Annotated in this window: 20 protein-coding genes; 11 read left to right on the top strand and 9 right to left on the bottom strand. The window is 67.1% G+C overall.

What is annotated here, in order from left to right; genetic code table 11:
• Positions 1-12: 12 nt before the first annotated feature.
• From VFW45_19005 to amrB, 6 genes are read right to left on the bottom strand one after another with little or no spacing between them, the layout of a single operon-like run.
• Complete coding sequence (locus tag VFW45_19005) at positions 13-1,053, bottom strand: UbiA family prenyltransferase (protein ID HEU5182886.1); 1,041 nt, start codon at positions 1,051-1,053, stop codon at positions 13-15.
• Positions 1,050-2,408 (bottom strand): DUF92 domain-containing protein, encoded by a 1,359-nt coding sequence (locus tag VFW45_19000; GenBank protein HEU5182885.1) that lies wholly within the window; start codon positions 2,406-2,408, stop codon positions 1,050-1,052. The genes VFW45_19005 and VFW45_19000 overlap by 4 nt, the downstream gene beginning before the upstream one ends.
• Positions 2,405-3,394: an NAD-dependent epimerase/dehydratase family protein gene (locus VFW45_18995; GenBank protein HEU5182884.1), complete on the bottom strand. Its 990-nt coding sequence runs from the start codon at positions 3,392-3,394 to the stop codon at positions 2,405-2,407. The genes VFW45_19000 and VFW45_18995 overlap by 4 nt, the downstream gene beginning before the upstream one ends.
• Positions 3,395-4,255, bottom strand: a complete 861-nt coding sequence (locus VFW45_18990) for a sugar nucleotide-binding protein (protein ID HEU5182883.1) — start codon at positions 4,253-4,255, stop codon at positions 3,395-3,397.
• A gap of 31 nt (positions 4,256-4,286) precedes the next feature.
• A complete protein-coding gene (gene lptD / locus VFW45_18985) occupies positions 4,287-6,893 on the bottom strand; it encodes an LPS assembly protein LptD (protein ID HEU5182882.1) in 2,607 nt (868 codons plus the stop codon).
• A complete protein-coding gene (gene amrB / locus VFW45_18980; GenBank protein ID HEU5182881.1) occupies positions 6,890-7,699 on the bottom strand; it encodes an AmmeMemoRadiSam system protein B in 810 nt (269 codons plus the stop codon). Before amrB ends, lptD begins: the two co-directional genes overlap by 4 nt.
• 166 nt (positions 7,700-7,865) lie before the next feature.
• Between amrB and VFW45_18975 the strand changes: the two genes are divergently transcribed.
• The 6 genes from VFW45_18975 to VFW45_18950 all read left to right on the top strand — a co-directional run bounded on the left by VFW45_18975 (position 7,866) and on the right by VFW45_18950 (position 16,221).
• On the top strand, positions 7,866-8,783 hold the full coding sequence (locus VFW45_18975; GenBank protein ID HEU5182880.1) for a nitrilase-related carbon-nitrogen hydrolase: 918 nt from the start codon (positions 7,866-7,868) through the stop codon (positions 8,781-8,783).
• Positions 8,780-10,588: a radical SAM protein gene (locus VFW45_18970; GenBank protein HEU5182879.1), complete on the top strand. Its 1,809-nt coding sequence runs from the start codon at positions 8,780-8,782 to the stop codon at positions 10,586-10,588. The genes VFW45_18975 and VFW45_18970 overlap by 4 nt, the downstream gene beginning before the upstream one ends.
• The gene (locus VFW45_18965) at positions 10,585-11,538 is read left to right on the top strand and encodes an RluA family pseudouridine synthase (GenBank protein HEU5182878.1); all 954 of its coding nucleotides are present in this window, start codon (positions 10,585-10,587) and stop codon (positions 11,536-11,538) included. Before VFW45_18970 ends, VFW45_18965 begins: the two co-directional genes overlap by 4 nt.
• Before the next feature lie 98 nt (positions 11,539-11,636).
• Entirely contained in the window at positions 11,637-13,565 is a 1,929-nt protein-coding gene (locus tag VFW45_18960) for a molybdopterin-dependent oxidoreductase (protein HEU5182877.1), read from the top strand.
• Positions 13,556-15,352: an NAD(P)H-dependent oxidoreductase subunit E gene (locus VFW45_18955; protein ID HEU5182876.1), complete on the top strand. Its 1,797-nt coding sequence runs from the start codon at positions 13,556-13,558 to the stop codon at positions 15,350-15,352. Before VFW45_18960 ends, VFW45_18955 begins: the two co-directional genes overlap by 10 nt.
• A complete protein-coding gene (locus VFW45_18950; GenBank protein ID HEU5182875.1) occupies positions 15,352-16,221 on the top strand; it encodes a 2Fe-2S iron-sulfur cluster-binding protein in 870 nt (289 codons plus the stop codon). Before VFW45_18955 ends, VFW45_18950 begins: the two co-directional genes overlap by 1 nt.
• Before the next feature lies 1 nt (position 16,222).
• Here the strand turns inward: VFW45_18950 and VFW45_18945 are convergent, their stop codons facing one another.
• A complete protein-coding gene (locus VFW45_18945; protein HEU5182874.1) occupies positions 16,223-16,978 on the bottom strand; it encodes a fumarylacetoacetate hydrolase family protein in 756 nt (251 codons plus the stop codon).
• Positions 16,979-17,115: 137 nt separating this feature from the next.
• Positions 17,116-18,681, bottom strand: a complete 1,566-nt coding sequence (locus tag VFW45_18940; protein HEU5182873.1) for a DUF4388 domain-containing protein — start codon at positions 18,679-18,681, stop codon at positions 17,116-17,118.
• A 204-nt stretch (positions 18,682-18,885) separates the two neighbouring features.
• Between VFW45_18940 and VFW45_18935 the strand changes: the two genes are divergently transcribed.
• Genes VFW45_18935 through VFW45_18925 form a run of 3 tightly spaced genes read left to right on the top strand, consistent with a single transcriptional unit; the run spans position 18,886 to position 21,788 of the window.
• Positions 18,886-20,130, top strand: a complete 1,245-nt coding sequence (locus VFW45_18935; GenBank protein HEU5182872.1) for an NAD(P)-binding domain-containing protein — start codon at positions 18,886-18,888, stop codon at positions 20,128-20,130.
• Positions 20,127-20,996 carry a radical SAM protein gene (locus VFW45_18930; GenBank protein ID HEU5182871.1) on the top strand — a complete coding sequence of 290 codons (870 nt, stop codon included), beginning with the start codon at positions 20,127-20,129 and terminating at the stop codon, positions 20,994-20,996. Before VFW45_18935 ends, VFW45_18930 begins: the two co-directional genes overlap by 4 nt.
• A gap of 6 nt (positions 20,997-21,002) precedes the next feature.
• Positions 21,003-21,788 (top strand): metallophosphoesterase family protein, encoded by a 786-nt coding sequence (locus VFW45_18925; protein HEU5182870.1) that lies wholly within the window; start codon positions 21,003-21,005, stop codon positions 21,786-21,788.
• A gap of 9 nt (positions 21,789-21,797) precedes the next feature.
• On the opposite strand, the gene efp is transcribed toward VFW45_18925, so the two are convergent.
• A complete protein-coding gene (efp, locus tag VFW45_18920) occupies positions 21,798-22,358 on the bottom strand; it encodes an elongation factor P (protein HEU5182869.1) in 561 nt (186 codons plus the stop codon).
• Positions 22,359-22,506: 148 nt separating this feature from the next.
• Between efp and VFW45_18915 the strand changes: the two genes are divergently transcribed.
• Together VFW45_18915 and VFW45_18910 are read left to right on the top strand one after the other, a co-directional pair.
• Complete coding sequence (locus tag VFW45_18915) at positions 22,507-23,328, top strand: NAD+ synthase (protein ID HEU5182868.1); 822 nt, start codon at positions 22,507-22,509, stop codon at positions 23,326-23,328.
• A gap of 4 nt (positions 23,329-23,332) precedes the next feature.
• Positions 23,333-23,555, top strand: a 223-nt coding sequence (locus VFW45_18910; GenBank protein ID HEU5182867.1) for an SAM-dependent methyltransferase, incomplete at its 3' end; no start/stop codon positions are given.

Below are 23,555 nucleotides of genomic sequence, written 5' to 3'. Positions count from 1 at the left end.
CGATTTCGCAAATCAGAACAGGTAGGCGACGGCAAATCCCACCTGGGCAAGCATCATCATCAGGTACATGTGGGTCCAGGAAGGATGGTTCTCCGTCGTCGCCAGCTCCTCCGGCCGCCGGATGACCAGGTAGGAGGTGAGGCATCCCCACAGCGTCAGCAGCAGACCCACCGCGGTGAGGATCGTGGGGTTTCCCGAAAGCAGCCTGCCGCCGGCGTGCACCGGATCGGGCAGATGGGCTCCAAGGGGCAGGAGCAGCCATGGAAAGATGAAGAACGGAGTGATCATCCAGGCTGCCCGCCGGACACCGTAGCGAATCGGCAGCGTGATGCAGCCGTGCGCCGCGTCGCCTTCCATGTCGGAGAAGTCCTTGGTGGTGCTGGCTCCCAGGAGGAACAGGAAGAAGACGCTGCCGATGTACCAGGGCTCGGGATGTGCGACACTCGCGACCATGGACCAGCCGGCGACCTTCAGCAGGCAGCCGCGGGGAATGGCGATGGTGAGATTGGCCCAGAAGCCGTTGCGCTTGGTCCTGCCGAAGGAAGGCACGGAATAGATCAGCGTGAACAGAAGTCCCGCCACGAAAATCCAGAAGCATTCGTGCGCGCGCGGCGGCGCGAACACCCGCTCCGACCATCGGGTATGCGGATAGGTCATGACGAGCCAGGTCGGCATGATGGCCAGCACGTAGAGGAGCGCCGAGAAGCGCTTCCCCTCGCGCAGCCCCAAAGCGCCGGAAACCAGCGGCCTGCCGGGCTTGTTCTTCCGATCGATCTCGAGGTCGTAGACCTGGTTGATCCCGTTGGAAGCCGCGTTCAGGAACGCCGCGCACAGCGACCCGAGCCCCACGGTGGCCAGCAGGCTGAGGTCCACCCGGCGCAGCGGATCGGGATTGTGGGCCGACCCGTAAGCGGTGATCGCGCCTGAGACGACGCCCAGCAGCGGCGGCAGGAGGGTGAAGGGGCGCGTAAAGGACAGGAGGACACGCCAGCGCGCCGGAACGATTCCCAGATCGCTGCTCCGCGGCTCGCCCAAGGTCTGCGTCGGCTTCAAGAGAGGGCCCCTGCGAGAGGGAGTAATGCCACGGCGGCCAGTGCCCCGGCCAGAGTGTTGAGAAAATTCATGGTCTCGCTGTCGATCAGGTCGGCAGGTTCGGCCGTGGCGCCGAGCACAGATTCCAGCACCGCTCCGAGCAGGGCCGCGGCGGTCACGATGGGAATCCAGCTCCAGGGAATGATCTGCAGCAATGCGGCGGCGGCCCCCACCAGCGCCGCACCGCAGATTCCGGCGGCCGTCCCCAGCAGCGAGACCGCCCCGGGAGTCCCCGCCGCGACACGGCGCAGGCGGGTGATGAGAAACGGCTTGCTCCGGCTGAGCTGGCCGATTTCCGATCCCAGCGTGTCGCAGGCGGCCGTGGCCAGCGAGGCCACGAAAGCGAGCCGCAGGGCCGAGGCCATCGGCTCATCGACCGAGCCGGAGAGAAAGGCGAGGTAGGCCGGCACCGACACGTTGGCCAGCGCGTGCAGCGCGCCGCGCGCCCCCTCCCCTTCCTGGGCGATTCCGCGCTGCTCCTTGCGGCTCCAGCCGACCCGCGTCGCAGCGCTCCCCAAAATGAAGAATTCGACCAGGACCCAGAAGGCCGGCAACCCTCCGAACGTCGCGATCGGGAGACCCACCAGGATGCCTCCCGCCACGCCCGACCAGGAGACGGTCCGGGCCGCGCGCGCGGCCAGCGCGAAGGCCCCGACCACCGCCAGTCCAAGGAGGAGATTGCGCTGCAGGACTCCCCGGTTCGCCGACCAGACCTCCGGCCTCACCCAATCGAGCGTCACCACGATTCCCGCCGCCAGAAATGGAACCGAAAGATTGTCGTTCAGCTTCAGGGAAAGGCTCTCCACCACGGCGCACGCCGCCGTGGCGACCGCCGCGATGAGCAGCGTCCGATCCCACCCTCCGAAGCCCCCCCCCGACACATAGCGCAGCAGCGCCGCGCCGCCCAGCGTCCCGGCGACACAGAAGGACATGAACCCCGACCACGATTTGCGCCGGTTCCAGAGCAGGGCCGGATGCGGCAGCCTGCGCCCTACCAGAGTGGCGAAGCCGTCCCCGAGGGCGAGGATGCCCCAGGCGCAGGCGACGATCTCCAGTCGATGCGGGAAGACGAGGATGAGAGCCAGCACCGCGACGGAATAGAGCCATACCCCCGACTGCAGGATCGATCGCTCCTCTCCCTCCCGCATGAGCGCTCCACCGCGCAGCCGGGGGATCCAGGTGGCATTTGAAGCCACCGCGGCGGCCGCCAGCAGCGCGGCCCCCCACCAGGGAAGATGCTTCAGAAGAAACGCGAAGCCGACCATCAGGATGTGAATCGACTTCCGAAGATCTTCCGAGATACCCCGTCCCGTCATGTCCTGCCTTCGCGCAGCGAGCGCACCGTCTCCTCCAGTCCCCGGGAAAAAGGCGTGATGGTGTACCCCAGCTCGCGCTGGGCTTTCAAGCTGGAATAAGCCCACTCGTGGCGATAGATGCTCACCACTTCGTCGGTGATCTCGGGCTCCTTGCCGGTCAGGTTCGCCCGCCAGCGCTGCATCCGACCGACCAGCCCCGCGAGGGAGTACGGGATACGCCGGCGGGGCGGAGGGATCTTGGTCAGACGCTCCAGCTCCGCCATCAGCTGCAGCATCGTCAGGTTCTCACCGCCCAGGATGAAGCGCCCGCCGGGGGGCGCTGATCTGAGCGCCTGCAGATGCCCCTGGACGACATCCGCTCCATAGGCGTAGCAGAAGCGCCGGTCGCCCGGGCCGAGGATCCCCGGCAGCCGGCGCTCCAGATAATCGCTGACCGTCTTTCCCACCAGGTTCCCGCCAGTGGCCGGCCCCGGCCCGTAGATCACTCCCGGATAGAGAATGACGATCGGCGCCCCGTGCGCGGCGGCTTCACGAGCCGCCCTGTCGGATAGGGCCTTGGTGCGCTCGTATTCGTTGTGGAACGTCCTCGGGGAGGGAATCCAGGACTCGTCGCCCGTCGCGCCGTCGGTCGGCCCCAGGGCGATGAAGGAGCTGGTGTAGACGATCCGGGTGACGGACAGCTCCTCGGCGGCGCTGAGAATATTTTGCAATCCTCCGACGTTGATCGCCTCGAATCGCCGCGGGTCGGAATCCCACATCTTCACATGCGCGGCGGCGTGGAAGATCCGATCGCATCCGCGCAGACCGCGGCGCAGCGATTCCCGATCGACGACATCCCCCTGCACGGCGCGGACCGAGACGGCGGGAGGCAGGAAGCGGGCCGGATCGCGGCAGAGGACCACCACCTCCTCGCCCTCGCGCGCCAGGCGCGAGACGAGGGCGGAGCCCAGGTACCCGGTGCCGCCGGTGACGAAGACAGGAGGCACTCAATCCTCGCGCTTTTCGAGCGAAGCCGCCAGCGCCTGGCGCCAGCTCCTCGTCCGGCGTCCGCTGAGGGACGTGAACCGGGCACATTCGAGCGCGGCATTCGGTCCCGAGCTCTCATGAAAAGAGGCGGGACCCGGCGACCCGCCGATCAGATCGGGAACAGGCGGAGCGCCGAGGAGGCGGGCCGTTTCGGAAGCCACTTCCGAGATCAGGGCCGACTCGGCGTTTCCCAGGTGAAGCACGCCGGTCCACTCGCTGCGCAAGATGCTCCCCAGCGCACCCAGGAAGTCCTCCATCCATAGAGGCGTGATTCGCCGATCCTCCCAGGGAATCGGCTCTCCCCGCAGGACAGAGCGGTGGATAATCTCCAGGGGGTCATTCTCCGCGCCGTCGCCGAACAGCGCCGACATCCGGAGGATCAGGTGGTCGGGGTTGCCGCGCGCCGCCGCCGTCTCTCCCAGCGCGCGGCTCTTCCCGTAGGCGGTCACGGCATCGGGTGGATCCTCCTCCCGATAAGCCTCCCTGCGGCTGCCCGAGAAGACGTCGACGCTCGACAGGTGGATGAGCCGGCACCCCAGCTCCCGTGTGGCGCGCGACAGCGTCTCGACCCCGAGGGCGTTGACCTCCACCAGGGCTTCCGGGGAATCGCCCGGGCCCGGGAGTCGGGTGCGCGCGGCGCAGTTGATCACCACCGTAGGGCGGGGATCCAGCCGCTCCAGCTCCAGGATCACCCGGGAAGGATCGGTCAAATCGATCTCTTCCCGGGTGGCCGCCACAACCCGATCGGGATACTTCGCCTGCAGGGCAGCCTCCAGCGACGTGCCCACACGTCCCCCCGCCCCGGTGATCAGGATCATCATTGCCAAAGCCGCGTGCCTCCTTGCGCTTCCATCAAAAGGTGACAGGCATGCCGGGGATGGGCGAGGAGCCGCTGTTGAGATCCAGCACGTTCCCGATCCCCTTCAGATTGACCATGACGCGGAACTCCTGCTGGCTCACGCCGACGTAATTTCGATCCAGGAGCTCGAAAGTGAAGCCGCAGCACTGTGTGTTGTACCCGAAGGTGTAACGCTGATCCTGAAGCTCGCCGACGACGAGGTCGTAGTGCCCCTGGAAGCCCAACAGCAGCCGACGATTCATGAGAGCGGTCTGGGCCTGCAGCGTCAGCTGGCTGCTTTTCACATTGAAGGTGTCGGCCGGCTTCTGGAAGTACCAGGAGAAATCGAGAAACCCCCATTGCGGATTGCGATAGTGGGCCGTGACGTTCCCGGAGCGGATCTCCTGGTCCAGGATGTCGTAGTTCGCCTTGGCATCCAGGCTGGTGAACAGCGTCGGGTTGAAGCGGGCCGTGGCGTCCACGCCGGAGAAGTGGCTTGTCTGGCAGCCGGCGCTCTCCACAAAACCGCCGTCCGCCACCAGGCAGCTTCCCTGCACCGTGACTCCGCCGGCTTCAATCGGCACCGTGCGCGAGCTGAGGGCGCCCAGGAACGAATAGCTCTGGGCCAGGCTGAAGGAGGCGATCTCGACGGTGCTGAGATCGGGCTTCTGCTCTCCCGGGTTCGCGGCGGGGGCCGGCAGGTCGTGCCCTTCCACGCTGACGGGCGGCGGCGGATGGGACGATGGGGCGAAGATCTGAGTTCCGGCGGCCATGGGCGAGCCGGGCGTCGCGCCGGGTCGCTTCGCGAACAGCCGCGTGGTCAGGGAGTAGGTGACGGTATTGAGGTTTCCCGAAAGCACGTCTTTCTCGTCGAAGCGGATGATCTCCTCCGGGCTGTCAACCTTCGACTGGTAGAGGTAGAAGATGCGCGGCTCGAAGGTGTGCTTGAACGCGGGAGAGAAGTGATTGTCCGGGGTCAGGAAGACACGCGAGAACTTGGGACCGATCACCTCCAGGGAGCCCTGGACGATCTTGCGGAAGAAGTTGTCCTCCAGCACCTCCTGCCGCCGATCGAGGATTCCGTTCCCTTCCCCTTCGTCCCCCGTTCCCGGAATACCGTCCAGTCCGTTGTCCTCCCCGGGATCCGCGATGCCGTTGGCGTTGGCGTCCTCCGTGACGATGCTCCCGAGCTTCTTAGAGTAATAGGTCCCGCGCAGGCCCACCGAAGGATTGATGTCGAGCCAGGGAGCCATCTTGATCGGCGACGAGAAGGTGGGAAAGAGATCGAAGCGCTGGTAGTTGGTCTCGAACAGGGTCGTCGCCTTCTGGAAGTTGTCCAGGGAGGTCTCGAAAGCGAAGTAGACCGGAGAGTGGCCGAGCCTTTGGCGGCTGCCGCGCCCTTCCACGGAAGGCTCGATCAGGTTGGTCAACGGCTCTTCCACGGTCACGAAGGTCGAGGACGTGAGCGGCGGGACCGGAAAGATCTGCTCGGTAACGTTGAACAGCTGCTTGCGACGCTCCGCGCGGACGTTGAAGTTGTAATTCGACCAGTTGCGGCTCAGATAGACGAAGGAAAGGATGACCGGGCTCGTCGAGGCCCTGAAATCACGCTGGAAATCGAGGGGATAATCGAAGTCGCTCAGCGCGTTCAGACTCGCCACCAGGCGGAAGTCGCTGGGGAGATCCTGGCGATGGTTCAGGTTGAAGGAATAGCGGTTTCGGTCCACCACCTGATCGTGGATGTAGGCCCCGGTGAACTGTCCCTTCCCGCCGGCGTTGGGAACGTAACGGTACTCCAGCCCCTCCCCCACTCCCGCCTTGGCGTAGTAGTCGAGGAAGAAGGTGGCGTCCATGTTCCGACGGATGGCCCAGTAGAAGGCGTTCGAGAATACAAAGCCGCGAGTGTGCGAGTAGCCGAACTCGGGAAACAGGAGCCCGGTCGCCCGGTCCTCCTTGATCGGCCAGACGAGGTACGGCGAATAGAAGATGGGGACATGCTCCGCCTTGAACGACACATGGTGCAGATAGGCATAGTTGTCGATGTGAATGGTCCCACGCGCCACCTTGAAGGACCAGTAGGGCACCGGCTGGGTGCAGGTGGTGAAGGTCGCGTCCACGATGACGTAGCGCTCCTGGTCGATCTTGCGGACCTCCGCCGCCTCGAAGTAGAAGGACGGCTCGGCATAGCCCCGCGCCCCGTAGAAGGCCCCCGTCTCGGTGCCCAGGTTGTACTCCACTCTTTCCGCTGTGAGGCGGGTCGGCCCGCTGTCGAGGATCACAGTCCCCTCGGCAAAGGCGTCCTTGGTGGAAGGAACGTAGCGGACGTTGTCGGCCTGCAGCCGCAGGTCTCCGTAGTGAATGTCGACGTAACCCTTCAGGAGGAGCTCGTCCTTCCCGAAGACCGAGCCGGCGCCGGCGGTCAGCTCGAGCTTCTTGTCCCCTTCCCCGGGAACCGTGAATTGCTTCCTCTCCGAGCCTGCAGCCGGGGCCGTTTCCTGGGCGGCGAGCCCGCGCGGGAAGATCGCCGCGACCGTCAGGGCGATGCCGCAGGAGAGGCAGAGAACGAGCCGGCGCGACGCGATCACTGCAGCGCACGAGGCGGAAGAGGATCTTCGCCTCACGAAAAAGTCATCCCGGCGTAGCCGACGACGGAAGCCAGGTCCCCGCTCACGCTTCCCGAGTGATCGTAGCTGACCAGCCGGCCCGCGCATGCCCCCAGCCGGCGCGCCGCGAGAATACCCGCCAGGACGGGAGCGTAGCCGCACATCGAAATCCTCTCGGCGGCGACCACTCTCTCCAGCGCCTGATCGTCCATCGCCTCCAGCGCCGCAATGGCAAGCGCATCCTTGCGCTGCGCCGCCTCGGCCGGCTCGTAATGTGTCATGTCGCTGCTGAGGATCAGGAGCACCTCCTCCCCGGACACCTTGACGGCATCGGCGAGGGCTTCGGCGAGCGGCGCGAGAACCTCCCGGCGGGAGGTCCCGATCACGAGAGGCGTGATCCGAAGCCCGGCCGTGCACGCCGCCAGGAAGGGAAGCTGGACCTCGAGGCAATGCTCCGCCGCGTGGGCCGCTTGATCGGGACGAATCTCCGGAATCCGCTCATGGAGCTCTCTCCCCATTGCCTCGTCCATGGAAATCTCGCCGCCGGGAATCCTCCAGGCTCCCCCGTCCCAAAGAGAGAGAGCCGGACCCCTGCCGGTATGGTTGGGTCCCAGCAGAACGACCCGGGACGGGATCCGCAACGCGGCGTAGACGCGGCCGGCGACGCCTCCCGAATAGACGTAGCCGGCATGCGGGACCATGGCCGCGACGGCCGGCGCAACTCCTTCCGGAGGAGAAGAAGCCAGCAGGCTTCCCACAACTCTGGCGAGTGTTTCTGGCTCGCCCGGATAGAACCGGCCGGCCACCGCGGGAGGGCGGATCAAGGACGACTCCGCAGCAACGGTGCGACGCGCGAAAACCGCGGCGGATTATAACCCACTGGCCGCGGGCGGCCGGGAAAAGAGGGCTTCTATCCTATGGTAGAATCAGGGTTTCGCGAATCAGCCAGGCTCGATTCATCACGTCGATCCTCTCCTGGAAAGAACTTCTTTGCGCATCGCACTGGCCCAGATTGCTCCCCAGCTCGGCAACGTCGAGGCCAATTTACGCCTGCACGGAAAGAATGTCCGGCAGGCGGTCCGCGACGGAGCCGATCTCCTGGTTTTTCCCGAGCTGTCGCTTACCGGCTACCTCCTCCAGGATCTGGTTCCGGAGGTGGCTGTTCGGATTGACGATTCGCCCATCGTCGATCAACTTCTGCGCTGGTCCCGCGGGCTGGACCTGGTGGTGGGACTCGTCGAGGAATCTGAAGACCACCGCTTCTACAATGCAGCCCTGTATCTGTCGCGCGGCAAGATCGTCCATCGCCATCGCAAGGTCTATCTGCCCACCTACGGGATGTTCGATGAAGGGCGCGAGTTCGCCGCCGGCGAGAGCTTCAGCGCCTTCGCCACGCGCTTCGGGCGCTTCGGCATCCTGATTTGCGAGGACGCCTGGCACCCTTCCGCCTCCTACCTTCTCGCCCGTGACGGGGCCGATGTCCTTCTGATTGTCTCGAGCGGCCCCAGCCGGGGCGTCGACTCCGGGCGCGAGCTGGCCAGCCTCTCCTCCTGGCAGGACCTGAGCCGGGTCACCGCCCAGTTCCAGACGGTCTATGTCGCCTATGTCAATCGCGTCGGCGTGGAAGAAGGCATGCACTTCAGCGGCGGCTCGCTCCTCGTGGATCCTTCGGGGAAAATCACCTCGCGGGCCGCGGCGCTTAAGGAGACGATCGTCCATGGCACCCTCTCCCGAGAGGCGCTTCGGCGCGCCCGCACCCGCTACCCCTTGCTGCGCGACGAGAAGCCCGACCTGGTGCTCAAGGCGCTGGCGCGCCTGGGTGGATGGAGCCTGCAGGAAACCCCCGCCGCGGCGCCGCCGCGAGAGCCCATCCCGACGCGTCCGCTGGCGCGGGGCCGCCTCGGATGAGGATCCTGCTCGCCTACCGCTGCCAGTACGGGGGACGCAACGATTTCTACACCCGCCAGATGCCGGTGGGTCTCGGCACCATCAACGGAGTCCTGCGCCGCGCCGGATATGACGCCCGCCTGGCCAACTTCAGCCGCTTCACGTGGGACCAGGTCCGCCGCACCTTGCGCGAGTTCGCGCCACGTATCGTGGGCATCTCCCTGTTCACGTTCAACCGCGGGGCGGCTTTGAAGCTGGCGCGGGTCGCCCGCGAGGTGGATCCGAACGTGGCGATCGTCGTGGGAGGACCGCATGCCACGCACCTCGCAGAGCAGGTTCTCACCCGGCATCGTGCCGTCGATTTCGTGGTGGTGGGCGAGGGAGAGGAAACCCTGGCGGAGCTGGCGCGCACCCTGCAGGCGAACGACGATCCGGCCTCCATCGCTGGACTGGTCCTACGCGGACCCGACGGTGCGCTGCGGCGCACTGCGGCACGCCCGGCCATCGCCGATCTCGACTCTCTGCCCCATCCTTCCGACCACTACGAAAGCATGGGGGTGGACCGCTTCGCCCAGTTCGAGTTCCTGATCACTTCGCGGGGATGCCCGGCGCGCTGCACCTTCTGCTCCACCCCGGAATTCTGGGGAACACGACTGCGCTACCGGAGTCCGGCGCACGTGCTGGAGGAGATTCGCTCCCTCCAGGAACGCTTCGGGCACGTGACGCTGTCGTTTCGCGACGACACTTTCACGGTCGACAAGCAGCGCACGCTGGAAATCTGCCGCCGCATCCTCGACTCAGGCCTGCACCTGCTGTGGGACTGCCAGTCGCGAGTCAACGCGGTCGACGAGGAGCGTCTCATCTGGATGCGCCGCGCAGGGTGCCAGCACATCCAGTACGGCGTGGAATCGGGCTCGCGCTCGATCCTGCAAAAGCTCAACAAGGGAATCCAGCTGGAGCAGGTGGAGAAGGCGTGCGAGCTGACCCGCAAGGTGGGTATGGAGCTGTCGCTGTATCTCATCACCGGCGTGCATGGGGAGACCCGTGCCGATGTGCGCGACACGCTGCGTCTGATCCGGAAAGCGCGCCCCCACGACGGCATCGTCTCGCCGCTCGTGGTCTACCCGGGCACCGCCCTGTACGAGGAGGCCAAGCAGCTGCAGGGAGTCGACGACGAGGTGTGGGAGACGAGCCGGCAGGAAGGGCTGCTGGTGCGCGACGATCCCGACAGCGTGCAGGCCTACCGCCGGGTGGATGCCGCCTTGAAGGAATCGGCCCTCTCCAACCGCTATACCCTGGAGGAGCTGGACGCGCACCGGCGGATCGTTGGACCCGCCGTCGCTCCTTGGCTCACCTACGGAGAAGCGCTCGAGGCGGCGGGGCGCCGCGAGTCTGCGGAGGAGATCTACCGCAATATCCTGGAGTTTCGTCCCGACAGCCTTTGGGGCCACCTCCGCCTCGGCAACCTGAAGGAAGCCAGCGGAGATCTCTCGGAGGCCGAAAGGCATTACCGGCAGGCCGTGGGCTCAGTCCCGCGCCTGCACCTGGCCCATTCACTGCTGGGCTCGGCCCTCCGCAAGATGGGAAGGCAAAGCGATGCGATGCGTGAGTTCCGCTGCGCCCTGGAGCTCTATCCGCAGGACCGGGTGGCGAAACGCGGTCTGTCTCTGCTCGGTCAGATCGGATCGGCGGGATCGCAGGGGTGGGTATCCTACCGGCGCAAACCCAGCTCCGCACTGACCGCCGGCACCTGGCCCTCCTTCCTGCACCACCCGATTCCCGACGGACAGCCCAAGCCTCCGGGGCCCGGATCGGACCGGAGATGAAGCGCGGTCCGAGGCCGCTGGTCCTGATCGCGGCGGAAAGCGATCGGGGCGCGCGGCTGGATCGCTTCCTGCGCACCCGCAGCGGCGTGCTATCGCGCATGAGGGCGCGCGACCTCCTGGCGGAAGGGGCGGTCACCCTCAACGGAAAACGGGTCAAGATCGCCTCCCGTCCCTTGAGCCCCGGCGACCGGGTGGAGGTGCACGTGCCCGCCTCGGCCACCGCTTCCGTCCCCGCCGGGTTGCCACCCTATCGGGTCGTATATGAGGACTCCGCCGTTCTGGTCGTCGACAAGGCACCGGGAGTTTTCGTCCAGCCGACTCCGCAGGGGGATCGAGGAACGCTCGTCGATCTGCTGCGTCGCTATTTACGCCAGCGCCATCCCGCCGCCCGCTCTCCTTATCTGGGGCTGCTGCATCGCATCGATCGCGATACCTCGGGGCTTCTCCTGTTCTCGCGCCGCGGCGAGGCCAACCGGGTGCTTGCGGAGCAGTTCCGGTCCCATTCGCTGGCGCGCGAGTATCTCGCCCTGGTCCAGGGCCGCTTTATGGAAGACTCCGGGACCATTGCCGATTCACTCACGCGTTCCGCCCCCTCCGCCCGCCGTGGCACTTCGCGCCGGGGCGCCGGCAAGCGCGCGGTGACGCACTACCGCGTGCTGGAGCGCTTTGCGGAAGCGACGCTCCTCTCGGTGAGGCTCGAAACCGGCCGGACCCATCAAATCCGCATCCATTTCGCGGGGAGGGGACATCCCATCGTCGGGGATCGGGTCTACGGAAGGCGGGATGCCCGCCACGGCAGCGGCCTCCTGAATCGGTTCCCCCGCCAGGCCCTGCATGCCGGCCTGCTCGGATTCACCCACCCGATCAACGGCGAGTGGATGCGCTTCGAGGTCCCGCTGCCGGAGGATTTCACCGGGTTGCTGCAGGCCCTGCGCGCCGCCCCGCCTTGATCGGAGCGGAGTGCGCCCGCTGCTGGCCCGTCGTATACTGATACTGATTGTGCGCGGCGCGCTGCGGCGTCGCGGCATTCCGGAGGTGAGAGCGATCGATGAAAAGTCATCTTCCCAGGCTCACGCACCCGCTCGTACGCGAGGGAGGCTCGCTGCGCCGTGCCACGTGGGACGAGGCTCTGGACCGGGCGGCCACCGGTTTCCAGGCCACGGTCACGCAGCACGGCGGCGGCAGCTTCGGGCTGTTCAGCTGCTCGAAATCGACCAACGAGCTGAACTACCTGGCCCAGAAGTTCGCACGGGCGGTGCTGCAGAGCAACAACATCGACAGCTGCAACCGTACGTGACACGCCCCCAGCGTCGTCGGTCTGGCGACGGTCTTCGGGGCGGGCGGCGGCACCAGCTCGTATCGTGAGGCGGAGGAAGCGGATCTGATCCTCCTGTGGGGATCGAACGCCCGCGAGACGCATCCCATCTTCTTCCATCACGTCCTGAAGGGAATCCACCGTGGCGCGCGCCTCTACGTCATCGACCCGCGGCGCACCACCTCGGCGGCCTGGGCGCACGGCCATCTGGCGCTGGAGGTCGGCTCCGACATCGCCCTGGCCAACGCCATGGCCCGCGAGATCCTGGCCGCGGGGCTGGAGAACAAGGAATTCATCGCCCATGCCACCACCGGCTTCGCGGAATTCCGCGCCGCCGTCGAGCCCTATACGCTGCAGGAAGGCGAGCGGATTACAGGGGTCCCCGCCTCGCTGATCCGCCAGCTGGCGCACGAATACGCCCGCGCCGGCAAGGCACAGCTGTGCTGGACGCTCGGCATCACCGAGCATCACAACGCCGTGGACAATGTCGTGGCGCTCATCAACCTGGCCCTCCTGACGGGACATATCGGACGCTACGGCTCCGGGGTGAACCCCCTGCGCGGCCAGAACAACGTGCAGGGCGGCGGCGACATGGGGGCGCTGCCGAACAAGCTTCCCGGGTTCCAGGATGTCGAGGACGACGCGGCGCGCGGCAAGTTCGAAAAGGCCTGGGGTGTGCCCATCCCGCCAAGGCGTGGCTGGCACCTGACCGACATGTTCAATGCCATGGAGCGGGGGGACCTGCACAGCCTGTACGTCATCGGCGAGAACCCCGCCCAATCGGAGGCCGACGCGACCAGGACGCGCCATCTCCTGGAGCGGCTGGATCACCTGGTGGTGCAGGATCTCGTGCTGACGCGCACCGCCGAGATGGCGCACGTGGTGCTGCCGGCGGCGGCCACCTGGTGCGAAGGGGAAGGGACGGTGACCAACAGCGAGCGGCGCGTACAGCGGGTCCGCAAGGCGATGGAGCCTCCGGGCGAGGCGCGTGACGAGCTGGAGATCCTCGCCGATCTGGCGAACCGCCTCGGCCATCCCTGGCCGCGCCCGTCGGCGCGCCAGGTGTGGGATGAGCTGCGGTCGCTGTCGCCGATGCACGCCGGCATGTCCTACGAGAGGCTGGAGGCGCTGGGCGGCATCCAGTGGCCCTGTCCAGACGAAAGCCACCCGGGAACCCCGTTCCTTCATGGCCGGCTCTGGGAGAATCCGGTGCGCGGTCCTTTGGCCCCCTTCAGCGCTGTGGCCTTCGAGCCGCCGGTGGACGAGATCACGGAGGAGTTTCCCATACGCCTGACCACGGGGAGGCGGCTCGATTCCTTCAACACCGGAGTCCAGACCCGCGCCTTCGCGTCGCCCCTGCGGACCGCGGAGACGCTGGATCTTTCTCCTCTCGACGGGGCGCGCTACGGCGTGACCGAAGGCGAAGTGGTGCGCGCCTCCTCGCGCCGCGGCTCGGTGCTCGTTCCGGTGCGCTTCGATCCCGGCCTGCGTCCGGGCCTGGCCTTCATGACGCTGCACTTCCCCGATCAGGTCGAGACCAACATGCTGACGATCGAAGCGAGCGATCCCAAGTCGGGGACCTCCGAGTTCAAGGCGAGCGCCATCCGCATCGATCGGCTCCCATCTGCGGCTGCCGGAGGGGAAGGGAGCCGATGGACCTGAAGCTGAGCCGCGCCGAGGAGACCCCGGCCGAGCGCGAAGCGATCGACATGCTGCTGGGATCTCCCGCCGGCGCCGCGGCCGGGCGGGACCTTCTCCTTCCCTGCCTGCTGTCGGTCCAGGGTCGCATCGGCTGGGTGAGCGAAGGGGCGCTCAACTACACCTGCAAGCGCCTCGATGTCGCGCCCGCGGAGGCCTTCGGCGTCGCCAGCTTCTACCGCATGATCGCCCTTTCTCCCCGCCCCCCCGTGATGGCCTATGTATGCGAAGACCTGAGCTGTCGGCTGCAGGGATCGGATTCGATCTGCCGGGAGCTGGAGCGCCGGCTGGGCCCTCCCGCCCCGCACCATGGCGAAGGGAGCTTCCTGTGGCAGCGCAGTGCCTGCCTGGGACAGTGCGACCGGGCGCCCGCGGCCCTGGTGGCCCACTCGGGACCCGTGCCGCACACCGCCGCGCTTCCCCAGGCTTCCCTTTCCACGCTGATGGCCTCGATCTCGGGGCGCTCGCTGTCGCCCTCTCCCGGCGGAGAACCCAGGATTCCGCAGTTCGGCAAGCCGGGCCTCCGGCTCCTGCGGCGCGCCGGCCGCATCGATCCGGGCAGCCTGGAGGCCTATCGCGCCCAAGGAGGCGGCCAGGCACTGGCGCGCGCCCTGGAGCTGGGACCGGCGGGAGTCATCGCGGAAGTGGAAGCCTCGCGGCTCCTCGGACGTGGCGGAGCCGCCTTCCCCACCTCGCGCAAGTGGGAAGCTGTGGCGCGCTCCAGCGTCCATCCCCGCTACCTGGTGTGCAATGCCGACGAATCGGAGCCGGGGACCTTCAAGGATCGAGTTCTCCTCGAAGAGGATCCCTTTGCCTTGGTCGAAGGCGCGGTCATTGCCGCCTTCGCGACCGGCTGCGAGCGTGGCTACGTCTACGTCCGCGGCGAGTATCCGCGGGCCGCCGAGAGATTGGAGCAGGCCTGCGCGGAGGCCCACGCCGCCGGAATGCTGGGCCCGCGCATCCTCGGGCAGGAATTCTCCTTCGATCTGGAGGTGCGGAGAGGCGCGGGGGCCTACATCTGCGGCGAGGAGACCGCCCTGTTCAACTCGATCGAAGGATTCCGGGGAGAGCCCCGGAGCAAGCCTCCTTTTCCGGTCACCGCCGGCCTGTTCGGCAAGCCGACCGTGATCAACAACGTGGAGACTCTCGCCTGCATTCCGGAGATCGTGCGGGAAGGCGGGGCCGCCTTCGCCGCCGTCGGCACGCGCGATTCCGCCGGAACGCGCCTGTTCTGTCTCTCGGGCAACATCCAGCGCCCCGGCATCTACGAGGTCCCTATGGGGACGCCGCTGCGCTCCCTGCTGGAGGAGGCCGGAGGGCCGCCGCCGGGACGAAAGATTCGCGCCGTTCTGCTGGGCGGGGCAGCAGGCACTTTCCTGGGCCCCGGCGATCTGGACCTGCCGCTATCCTTCGAAGCGACGCGCGCCGCCGGCGCGACGCTCGGGTCCGGAGCGGTGATCATTTTCGACGACCGCGCCGATCTGCGCGACTCGCTGCTGCGCCTCGCCGCCTTCTTCCGCGAGGAGTCGTGCGGCCAGTGCGTCCCCTGCCGCGTCGGCACCGTGCGCCAGGAGGAGGTCCTCAAGCGCTGGCTGGAGGAGCCGCGCGGCGATGCCGCGGCGCGGGAGCTCCTGCTGAGAGAGATCGCCCAGGCGATGCGCGATGCGTCGATCTGCGGCCTCGGACAGACGGCCGCGGCCGCCGTCCAATCGGCCCTTCTCAAGCTGGATTTGGTCCGGGACAGCGGATGATGAGCGACAAGCCGGGCACGACCGTGGAGTTCACCCTCAACAACGAGCGGCGCTCCGTGCCGGCCGGCTCGACGCTTCTCGAGGCCTGCCGGGCCGCGGGCGTGCCGGTTCCGACCCTCTGCTTCCTGGATGGGATGACTCCGGCCAATGCCTGCCGGATTTGTGTCGTCGAAGTGGAAGGGGCGCGCGCCCTCGCGCCGGCCTGCTCGCGCCAGGTCGAGGCGGGAATGGTGGTGCGCACCGAGAGCGAGCGCGTGGCTCTGGCGCGCCGGCTGGTGATGGAGTTCCTGGCCTCCTCGGTGGACCTCACCTGCGCTCCCGAGGCCGCCGCCTACGCGCGGCAGTTCGGCGCCGATCCGGAGCGCTACGCCCGCTCCGGCGCGCCTCCCGAGACCGTGGCCCAGCCGGTGAAGGTGGACAACGATCTCTACGTGCGCGACCTGTCGCGCTGCATCCTCTGCTACCGCTGCGTCGACGCCTGCGGTGAGGAGGCGCAGAACACCTTCGCCATCGCCGTCGCCGGGCGGGGGTTCGACGCCCGCATCGCCACCGAGTTCGACCACTCCCTGCCCGATTCAGCCTGCGTCTTCTGCGGCAACTGCATCGGCGTCTGCCCCACCGGGGCCCTCATGTTCAAGAGCGAGCACGATCTGCGCCGCGAAGGGACGTGGGATGAGGCGCGGCAGACGCACACCGAGACGATCTGTCCTTACTGCGGCGTGGGGTGCGCGCTGACCTTGCACGTCCAGGAGAACCGCATCGTGAAGGTCTCCTCCCCTCGCGACCATTCCGTCACCCAGGGACACCTCTGCATCAAGGGTCGCTTCGGCTGGCAGTTCGTCCAGGATCCGCCGAAACCCAGCGAATAATTCAAAGAGCGCGCACCGGGTTCGTGAGCGTGCCGATCCCTTCGAGAATGATCTCGACGGTGTCGCCGGCAGCGAGAGGTCCGATTCCGGAAGGAGTGCCCGTCGCGATCAGATCGCCGGGCTCGAGCGTCATGATGCGGGAGATGTAAGCCACCAGGAAGGCGGGCGGAAAGATCAGCTCGCGGGTGGAGGAGCGCTGCCGCAGCGCTCCGTTCACCTTCGCCTCGATCACCAGATCGGAGGGATCGACGTCGGTCTCGATCCAGGGCCCGATCGGCGCGAAGGTGTCGAACCCCTTGGCCCGCGTGAACTGGACGTCCCGGTCCTGCAGATCCCGCGCCGTGACGTCGTTGAAGCAGGTGTAGCCGGCGATTGCCTCGCCCGCGAGAGCAACCGCCAGGTTCCTGGCTCTCCTGCCGATGACGATCGCCAGCTCCGCTTCATGATCGACCCGGCCCGCTCCCGCCGGGAGCACGATGGCGTCCCCGGGTCCGATCATCGCCGAGGGAGGCTTGAGGAAGAGGAGAGGCTCAGTGGGCAGCGGCTTGCGCCGCTCGAGAGCATGATCGCGGTAGTTGAGGCCGACGCCGATGATCTTCCCCGGACGGCAGGGAGCCAGCAGTTTCGCTCCGGAGATCTCCACCGGGGCACCTTCCTCCCCGCCCTCCGGAGCGTCCCACTCCACGGGATGGAGCAGGTTTCCGTCCAGCCTCCCCGTGATCTCCTTCCCATCGACCCGATAACGCGCGAGGCGCATGACGGCTCTCCGGCGCAATCCTTCCTGTCCGATGGGTCAGGATCGCGCGGAGGCATTGTAGCAGGACGGCTGCGCCGGGAGGCGCGCGTACGAATGCTGCGCCCTCGCGCCGATGCATTGGCAGCGCGGCGCGATCGTCAGCCGGAGGTTTCGCGCGTAAAAATCAGGTAGGTGGATCCGGAGGAGCCGAACAGACCCGAGGCACGCGCCGGGACGACCCCCGCCAGGCGATACCCCTTGAGAAGCCACTGTCGCACCAGATCCTCGAGATGCTGGGGCCCCTCTCCTTCAAGCCGCCGATCGTCCAGCTTGACGACTCTCAGGTCGGGCTTGTTCCGCTTGGCGGCAGCCGCGGCGGCCGAGAGGGCAGGTGCGTCCGCCGCGGTGGGCAAGGGGGGCGGCCCTTGAGGGACCCCGGCGGCGCCCGCCGGCCGGGTCGGACGCGGAATCGGGGGCTTGGTCGCGGTATTGGGCTTGGCCGCCACGGCGACGGCTGGAGCTTCTGGGACCGCAGCAGGCCTGCGGACAGAGGCCGAGGGTGGAACCTCGGCTTTCGTCTGAAACTCAATGGCCTGGATCGGCTCGTCGGTCGCCAGCTCGACGGTATTCGGGACGATGGGAATGGGAGAGTCGTCCACCTCGGCCACCTGGCCCGCGGGCTCGCCGCCCGGGAGCTCGGCCAGATTGAGCATGACGGTCTGCGACCCAACTTCCAGGGTCGGTGCCGCCGGCACCGTGTCAATCTTCGGCGGCACGGGCTTCGTGGATGCGGGCTTCTCGGCCGCGCGAGCGGCAGGTAGGGGTTTGGCTATGGGGCGCGCCACGACGGGCGTCTCGTCAGCGATTTCAATTTCGAGAGCCGGTGCGATTTCGACCGGCGCATCGCTCGGAGGGGTCGCGGGCAGCGCCTCGGCGCGACGCGCGCCCTCGAGCGGCGCGTGCGTGGCGGGCGTCTCGGAAGCACGCGGCGCGGGACGTGGCGGCGCTGGCGCCGGTAACTTCGCAGGGGCCACCACGCCGAGCACCCGGAAGGCGAAGAAGAGCTGGTAGACCCTCAGTGTCGTAAGCCCCGATTCGAGCGCCGCCTGCTCCATCGTAACCGGCCGCGACTCCAGGAGCCGAAGCAGCCTTTCCTCCTCCTCCCCCAGGGACACTTCTTTCAGGATGCTGCGAGGATCGCCTGCCAGCTGGTACGGGATGCGGATCTCCCCGGCTCCCTTGCGCAGCACCGACCACTTCTGCACCATCTTCAGGCCGGACAGGAAAACCTCGGGCGTGGACAGGCGCAGCGTGATCGCTTCGTCGGAAGGGAAAGGTCCTGCCTCGAACACGAATTTCCCCTCGGTCCAGGAAAATAGCGAAAAGAGGATTTCCTTGACCTGTTCGCGAACCCACTTCGGAAGTTCGGACGCCGGCAGGAATCCTTGCTCCACCAGCGCCGTCCCGAGCCTCTTTCCAGGCTTCAGGCTCTTGGAAGCCTCGTCCAGCTGCTCGCGGTTGATGATCCCGCGCATGAGAAGGAGTTCACCGAGACGATCATCCGGATCGGTGGAGGAGGCGAAGACGATCTTGCCTTCCTGCAGGTAGACCGATTTGGAAGGGGTCGTTGCGCTGAGACGCAGGACGCCGGTCTCGTGACGCAGGCTCAAATCGGCCAGGACCTCGCAGAACGAAGAGGCGGCCAGGTCTCCTTCTTTGGGCATCAAAGCCAAGCTGTTCCCCCGGCATGAGTTGCTCGAGGCATTACCGCCCCGGAGGAATATAGGCGGCGCGCGCACGAAGTCAACGAACGCCGCGTCGGAAGCTTGACGCATCCCATGCGCGCCGATAGAGTTGCTGGCGATTCCACTCACGCCACAGGACTTCTCCCGGAATCCCCTGCGGGATACAGTGAGGTAACACCGCCCATGAAGCCATTGCGCATCGCCATCCTGGGTGCCGGCCCCATCGGGATAGAAGCGGCCCTCTATGCCCAGGAGCTCGGCCACGACGTTTTCGTCCTGGAGAAGGGTCGGATCGGGGAGAACCTGTCCCGCTGGGGGCACGTCACGCTCTTTTCCCCTTTCGAGATGAATCGCACGGCGCTGGGGCTCGCGGCCCTCGGAGCCGGCGGGATGGATGACCTTCCCTCCGGCGAGGAGGCCTTGAGCGGATTCGAGCACCTGCGGCGTTACCTTCTGCCCCTCGCGCGGCTGCCGCGCCTGGCGAACCTTATTTTCGAGGACCATCGGGTCGTGACGGTGGGCAAGGAAGGACTCCTCAAGGGAGAGAAGATTGCCGACGCCGACCGGCTGGAAGCCCCTTTCCGCATCCTGGTGGAGACTGCCGCGGGCGAAAAAATCTTTCACGCCGATCGCGTCATCGATGCCACCGGAACCTACGGCAATCCCCGTCACATGGGCGCCGGCGGGATCCCGGCGCCCGGCGAGCGGGCTGCTGCGGAAATCATCTCCTACGATCTGGACGATCCCCTCGAGCGGGATCGCGGCCGCTACGCCGGCCGGCGCACCCTTCTGGTGGGCGGCGGACTTTCGGCCGCCACCTCGGCCCTCGCCTGGCGCACTCTGGCAAGTGACGATCCTTCGACGAGCCTCCTCTGGGTCACCCGCACGGAGGCCGAGCTTCCCTATGCACCGATTCCCGGCGACCCTCTGCGGAGACGGGCCGCCTTGGTCGAGGAAGCCAACCGGATTGCCGCGGCGCGGACGGGCGGAATCCGCCATCTGCCGCATCGCCGGGTCGACTCCCTCCGGCGCGACAACGGCAGCTGGCGCGTGCGCGTGCTGGGGCCCGCGGGGAGCGAAGAGCTTCGAGTCGATCGGATTCTGGCGAATGTCGGCTATCGCCCCGACGAGTCCCTCTACTCGGAGCTCCAGATCCATTCCTGCTACGCCTCGTCGGGCCCGATGAAGCTGGCCGCGGCCCTGCTCGAATCGGCGGCCGGTTCCGACTGCCTCTCCCAGCCGGCGACGGAGTCGGAGACACTGCAGAATCCGGAGCCGGGATTCTTCATCCTCGGCGCGAAGAGCTACGGTCGCAACTCCGCCTTCCTGCTGCGCAACGGGTTCGATCAGATCCGGGGAGCCTTCCAGCTGATCGAGGAGAGACCCGACCTCGATCTCTACGCAGTCCGCCCGGGCTCGGCCGCGTGAGCTGCCCGGATCCCGGCTTCCCGCAGGTCCCCTTCCTGGGCCTGGACACCCTCTGGTTCCAGGTCGCGGGGACGGTGTGCAACCTGCGCTGCACTCACTGCTTCATCTCCTGCGCGCCCGACAATCACTCGCACGGCATGCTCGATCTTCCCACCGTGCTGCGCGCTCTTGACGAAGCCGTGGAGCTCGGCGTCCAGGAGTACTACTTCACCGGCGGCGAGCCGTTCATGAATCGCGAGCTGTTCGCCATCCTGGAGGCGACGCTGAGAGCGGGGCCGGCGACCGTCCTGACCAACGGTCTGCTGCTCGACCCGCGGCGCTGCGCCCGGCTGAAGCGGCTGGACGAGGGCTCCGAGTATTCTCTGGATCTGCGCATCAGCCTCGATGGCTGGGGTCCGGAAGATCACGACCGCATCCGCGGGCCGCGGGCCTTCGACCGGGCGGTCGCGGGGATGCGCAACCTTTGGAATGCCGGGCTGAACCCGGTGGTGACGGTGACCGAGCTGGCCGAAGGAGTTGCCGGCGCCGAAGGACGCGAGCGCTTCCTCGATCGGCTGCGCTCGTTCGGCTTGACCCGACCCCGCCTCAAGATTTTGTCGCTGTTTCGCCTGGGCGCGGAGCAGCGCCGCGGACGGGGCTATCTTCCCTCGGAGCGGCTCACCTCCGGTGATGTCATCGACCCCGAAAGGCTGCAATGCTCCAGCGGCCGGATGGTCACCAGCCGGGGCGTCTACGTCTGTCCCATCCTGATCGATTTCGAGGGCGCCAGGCTGGGATCCACGCTGCGCGACTCCCTGCGGCCTTTCTCCCTCGCCTACCCGGCCTGCCACACCTGCCATGTGCAGGGCGTCACCTGCCGGACCTGAGGCGCGATGACCTCCGATCGGATCGCCGTGTTCGGCGGGGTCTACAGCAACTATCTGGCGCTGGACGCTGTCTGCCGCGATGCCCGCCGGCGGGGCGCCCACACCCTTTACTGCCTGGGCGATCTCGGATCGTTCGGCCCCCACCCCGAGCGCGTTTTCCCGCTGCTCGACAGCCACCGCGTGGTCACGATCCAGGGAAACTACGAAGTGTCGCTGGCTGCGCGGCGCGACGATTGCCAGTGCGGCTACACCGATCCGCGCGACAACCGCTTCGCCCGGCTCGCCTACGAATACACGGCGGAGAAAACTCCGGAAGCGGCGAAGGACTGGATGGGATCGCTCCCCGCCGCCCTCCGGAAGGATTTCGGACACCGCTCGCTTCTGATGGCGCACGGCTCGCCGCGCAAGGTGAACGAGTTCCTGTGGCGATCGACCTCTCCGGCTCCCTTTCTCCGCAGGCTGCTGGATGAGGCCCGCACCGAGGTCCTCCTGGTGACCCACACCGGCCTGCCCTGGCACCGCCGGCTGCCCGACGGGCGACACGTGGTAAACGTCGGAGTCATCGGCCGCCCCGCCAACAATGGGCGGACGGAGGTGGTCTATGCGCTGCTCACCGAAGGGGAGGAGCTGGACGTGGAATGGTCCTGGGTGGCCTATGACCACCGGCGCCTGGCGCGTGAGATGGAAGAGGAGCGGATTCCGAAAGAGTTCGTGGAGACGATCCTGACGGGATGGTGGACCACCTGCCTGGAGATCCTGCCGGCCAAGGAGCGCGCCGAAGGGCGCTTCTGAGCCGGGCGGCTACTTGGCGCGCTCCAGGTACTTCCCATCCGCCGTGTCCACGCGGATCACCTCGCCCTCGGAGATGAACTGCGGCACCTGGACCACCAGCCCGGTCTCCAGCGTCGCCGGCTTTCCCGAGTTGGTGGCGGTCGCCCCCTTGAGGCCGGGATCGGTGGCCACCACCTTGAGATCCACCGTCAGGGGCATCTCGATGCCGACCGGGTTGCCGTCGTTGAATTCCATCTGGATCCGGGTGTTGGGAATCAGGTAGAAGACGTTGTCTCCCAGCGCGTCGTCCCCGAGAGCGAATTGTTCGTAGCTCTCGGTGTTCATGAAATGATAGCCGTCGTTGTCCTTGTAGAGGAACTCGACTTCGTGCTGCTCGAGGCTGGCACGCTCGACACGGTCCTCGGAGCGGAACCGGTACTCGAGGCTGTTGCCGGTCTTCAGGTTCCGCAGCTTCACCTGAACCATGCCGCGCCAGTTGCCGGGCGTGATGTGTTGCACCTTCATGACGCGGCACAGATTCCCTTCGTGCAGGATGGCCATGCCGGTGCGCAGTTGAGTCGCGGGGATCATTCGGTCCCACCTCCCAGTCGATCGATGTCGTTGAAATACTTATTATAGCGGCGCCTGGAAGGCGGGCGCAACGACGACGTTGACAGCGGCCGCGCGCGGGTCCTAGACTCCCGATCCCGTGAGAGAAGACCCTCAGGAAGACGCCGTCTTGTCCCGGCTCTCCATCCAGCCGGAGCTCACCGAGGCCCTGCTGGTCGATTTCATCCGCCGCGAGGTGCGGCGCACCGGGCTGCGGCGGGCGGTGGTGGGCGTCTCGGGCGGCCTCGATTCCGCCGTGGTCCTGGTCCTTGCCGCCCGGGCCCTGGGCGCGGCCTCGGTCCTGGCGGTCCTTCTCCCGTACCGCACGAGCGCCGCTTCGAGCGAGCGCGACGGGCTCGCGCTCCTGCGGGGATTGAAGGTCCCGCACCTCCGGGTCGACATCTCTCCGATGGTCGACGGCTATTTCCGCCGCCTTCCCCGCGCCGATCGGCAGCGGCGCGGCAACAAGATGGCGCGCGAGCGCATGGCGATCCTGTACGACCTCTCGGCGCAGTGGAAGGGGCTGGTCCTGGGGACCTCCAACAAGAGCGAGATGCTCCTCGGCTACGGCACCATCCACGGCGATCTCGCCTGTGCCTTGCATCCCATCGGCGATCTCTACAAGACCCAGGTCCGCCGGCTCGCCCGGCATCTGGGGGTGCCCGCCAGGATTCTCCGGAAGGCGCCCAGCGCCGACCTCTACCCGGGCCAGACCGACGAGAGCGAGCTGGGCTACTCCTATGCCCGGGTCGATCGCCTGCTGCACTTCCTCGTCGACGTGCGGGGGGGAAAGCGAGAGGCGATCGCGGCCGGCTTTCCCCCAAAGATGATCGATCGCGTCCTCGAGCAGATCCGGCGCTCGCAGTACAAGCGCCGCATGCCGCTGATCGCCAAGGTCTCGGATCGCACCATCGGCGTCGATTTCCGCTACCCGAGGGACTGGGGGAACTGAAACGGTGAGCGCCGGGCGCCGCGGAACCCTTTTCGTCGTCGCCACCCCCATCGGCAACCTGGAGGACCTGTCGTTCCGGGCCGTGCGGGTCCTGCGCGAAGTCTCGCGCGTCGCCTGCGAGGACACCCGCCTGACGGCGCGGCTGCTGGCGCGCTACGAGATTTCGACGCCCAGGATCTCCTTCCACCGCTTCAACGAGCATCGCATCCTCCCCCGGCTCCTGCAGC

Source organism: Candidatus Polarisedimenticolia bacterium (assembly GCA_035764505.1).
GTDB lineage: Bacteria > Acidobacteriota > Polarisedimenticolia > Gp22-AA2 > AA152 > AA152.
Note: the sequence above shows the minus strand (reverse complement) of the source record. Positions and strands in the feature narration are given on the sequence as shown.